Below are 2,937 nucleotides of genomic sequence, written 5' to 3'. Positions count from 1 at the left end.
GTCGGTGGGCACCGGCGAGAAGGTGTTGGTCTCGTGCATCATCATCGCGATCAGCAAACGCATAGGGCCTCCAGTTCAACAGACTTTCATGATGAGCCCGTTGGTCAGCGGCCCACAGTCACCGAGGTGCCAACGGGTGCGCCGTGCGGCTTGTCTGCATGTGTCCTTTGCGTCGCTGAGGCTGACAAATTCAGGCCGCAAAGTCTGGCTTCGGTCGCATGTTGGAGGTTTTATGCAGTGACGTTGGTGGGTATTTTTAATGTATGGAATTCGAACAAACAACGTTAAACTTACCGTCATGCACACCCTGACCCAAACCCAATTTCAAACCGCATTGGCGCACGGTGCCATCGAGTCGGTGGCACTGGTGCCCAAAGGCCCTCGTTTTTGTGTGAAGTTGGTGACCCGTACTGGCGAGGCCTTGTTGGTTCAGGCGCGCAGCGCGGTGCCGCGCCTGTTTGGCACCACCGACAGTGCTTTGAAATTGCTGCACAAAATGGGCGTCCAACGCATCGTGCTGGACCATTTGGATGAATGGCAACCTGAGCAAGCGACTTTGCAAAAGCGCTCGCGGCCCGACAGGGCGCAGGCCATGACCCGTGCTGCTGAATACGACCGCTGGGTCGCCGCCAAAGTCGAGGCCAGCCGCGATGACCCGCGCCCTGACGTGTCACACGAAGAATGGCAAGCCGTTCGTGCCGCCAAGCTCGCCCAGCGGCAAGCCCTTCACCGGCCATGAGCTGTGCCGAATGGCAAATCATCCGTCGCCCGGAATACCAAGCAGATCTGGATGCCATACAAGCCTGGGTTGCCAAAGACAACCCCCTCGCAGCGCTTGATTTGTGGCTCTGGATCGACACCCAAGTCGATGGCCTCAGTGATCCCAATTTTCCGCGCCGGGCCAGTCAGCGTGTCGCCGGTGCGTTTGAATTGGTGGCCCACGAAAACGACATCGTTTATTTTGATCAGGACCCTGTCCTTTGCATCGCCATTGTGCGTGCTGTGGTGCACGTGGCCAGGCAGTTCCCGGCCATTGCTTCTGGTGCCCTTGACCGGTAATTTTTAAGAACACCCTGAGGCACTTTGTCAGAAATTCAGGAGACCTCCTATGTTCCCTTGCATCGACACTTTGCACGCCACCTCGGCCCACGAGCGTGGCCAAATCTATGGCCAAGAGGCCAAGGCACGCATCCAGCACAGCGTGGTCACCTACGCCCGTTTGTTTGCGGCTTGTGGCATCGACTGGGCCAGCGCCTGCGAGCGCGCCATGCGCTTTGAGCCGGTGATCGAGCAGGTCGATGCGGATCTGATGGCCGAGCTGCGCGGCATGGCCCAAGGCAGCGGCCAGAGCCTGGGCAGCCTGATGGCGCTGAACTGCCGGACCGAAATCTTGCCCGCCACATTTTTCAGCGACGAACCCCAGTTGGCCCACGCGGCCTTGGCCGCCAACCGCGCCGCAGGCCTGCCCGACTGGCTGGCCGACGCCCCCTGGGACGGCGCTTTGCAAGACGGCGAATGCACCGCCATGGGCGTGACGGCGGCTGCCAGCCGCACAGGCCAAGCCTGGCTGGCGCAAAACTGGGACTGGATGGGGCGTCAGCGCCAAGCCCTGGTGCTGCTGCACACCCAAGGCCCCAGCGGCCAAAGCATCACCACCCTGACCGAGGCCGGCATGCTGGCCAAAATTGGCATCAACCAATCGGGCTTTGCGCTGGGCCTGAACATCTTGCGCTCGGTGCGCGACGGCAGCCGGTTGGGCGTGCCGGTGCATGTGCTGCTGCGGCATTTGCTCGACTGCCGCTCGGTGGCCCATGCGCGCGAGCGTCTAAACAGCCTGCAAACCGATTTGGGGTTGGGTTTTGGCGCAGCGTCGAATGTGCCCTGCGCCGACGCCCAAGGCCAGGCCGTCTGCTTTGAAGTCTCGCCCGCAGGCTGGGCCGAAGTCAGCCCCACCGACGGCGTGGTGGTGCACACCAACCATTTCGTGTGCGCACCGCTGCTGGCCGAGCAAGCCCCTGTGGGCCCCGGCTTGTCAAGCCACAGCCGCCTGAGCACCGCCAGCCAGCACGCGCTGCAAAGGCCCATTGGCCAGGCCGAACTGGAGCGCTTCTTGCGCGACGAATCCGACGGCTTTTTGTCCATCTGCCGCAGCCCCGACCCCAGCGTGCCGCCCGAAAGCCGCGTCGAAAGCGTGGCCGGCATCGTCATGCACACCCAGCCCCCCGCCATGTGGGTGGCCTGCGATGTGCCCAGCCGCGTGGCGTTTGAGGTGGTGCCATTGGCCAGGAAAACCGTGCCCGCCTGAAGACGGTCGAGGCTGATGGTTGATCGCGGTCGGAGACCGCTCCTACTAAAACAGTGCAAAGCACTAAGACCCCCAAGCGGTCAGTGAGAGCTTTTTTGTAGGAGCGGTCTCCGACCGCGATCAACAAAAACGGTGCAGGGCTCAAAGACCCCCAAGCTGTTTGTGCATGGTTTTTTGTAGGAGCGGTCTCCGACCGCGATCAACAGCGCCCTAGCGGCTCAGCCCCCCAAATGCCGCACCGCGTCTGACACACGCATGCCCAGCTGCAGGCCGTGCGCCAGCGCCAGCGCGTTCAGGCCGTTGACCACGCCGTTGTCCAGCCCGTCTTGCGCTTCGCCAATGCGGGCCGAAGTGTGCGCGTACAAAATGGCCAGCACGCCCACCGCTTGCAACTCGCGCAGCGCCACGCGGCCTGCATCGTGTTGCGCGGCTTTGCCGTGCTTGGTATCCCATTTCCCCAGCTTCAGCCCTTGAAATACCAAGTCACCCCCCCGGTGATGCCGATGGCCTGCCCGGGCATGGGCTCGCCTTGTTTCATGTGCACCTCTTTCATTTGCAAGTGCGGGGCAAACCACAGGCCTTCTTTGGGGCAGGGCTGGCCAGGTTGGGCAGACAAGGCCGTGGGTGAAAGC

The 2,937-nt window shown here is 62.3% G+C and carries 4 protein-coding genes; 3 read left to right on the top strand and 1 reads right to left on the bottom strand.

The features are described from left to right. Nucleotides 1–298: 298 nt before the first annotated feature. From ACIQ39_RS19100 to ACIQ39_RS19090, 3 genes are read left to right on the top strand one after another with little or no spacing between them, the layout of a single operon-like run. The gene (locus tag ACIQ39_RS19100; protein WP_396436163.1) at nt 299–739 is read left to right on the top strand and encodes a hypothetical protein; all 441 of its coding nucleotides are present in this window, start codon (nt 299–301) and stop codon (nt 737–739) included. Then, the gene (locus ACIQ39_RS19095) at nt 736–1,059 is read left to right on the top strand and encodes a type II toxin-antitoxin system RelE/ParE family toxin (protein WP_396436162.1); all 324 of its coding nucleotides are present in this window, start codon (nt 736–738) and stop codon (nt 1,057–1,059) included. The genes ACIQ39_RS19100 and ACIQ39_RS19095 overlap by 4 nt, the downstream gene beginning before the upstream one ends. Before the next feature lie 49 nt (nt 1,060–1,108). After that, nucleotides 1,109–2,305, top strand: a complete 1,197-nt coding sequence (locus ACIQ39_RS19090) for a C45 family autoproteolytic acyltransferase/hydolase (protein WP_396436161.1) — start codon at nt 1,109–1,111, stop codon at nt 2,303–2,305. Between the two features lie 218 nt (nt 2,306–2,523). Here ACIQ39_RS19090 and ACIQ39_RS19085 read toward each other — a convergent pair whose 3' ends face one another. Then, entirely contained in the window at nt 2,524–2,787 is a 264-nt protein-coding gene (locus tag ACIQ39_RS19085; RefSeq protein WP_396436160.1) for a hypothetical protein, read from the bottom strand. Nucleotides 2,788–2,937: the final 150 nt, after the last annotated feature.

Source organism: Limnohabitans sp., assembly GCF_044361645.1.
Taxonomy (GTDB): domain Bacteria; phylum Pseudomonadota; class Gammaproteobacteria; order Burkholderiales; family Burkholderiaceae_C; genus Limnohabitans_A.
This window is presented reverse-complemented; position numbering and strand designations above follow the sequence as displayed.

Excerpts from the sequence above, each read along its gene's own strand:
- ACIQ39_RS19100 (WP_396436163.1), top strand. The coding sequence starts at position 299 with ATGCACACCCTGACCCAAACCCAATTTCAAACCGCATTGGCGCACGGT.
- ACIQ39_RS19095 (WP_396436162.1), top strand. The coding sequence starts at position 736 with ATGAGCTGTGCCGAATGGCAAATCATCCGTCGCCCGGAATACCAAGCA.
- ACIQ39_RS19090 (WP_396436161.1), top strand. The coding sequence starts at position 1,109 with ATGTTCCCTTGCATCGACACTTTGCACGCCACCTCGGCCCACGAGCGT.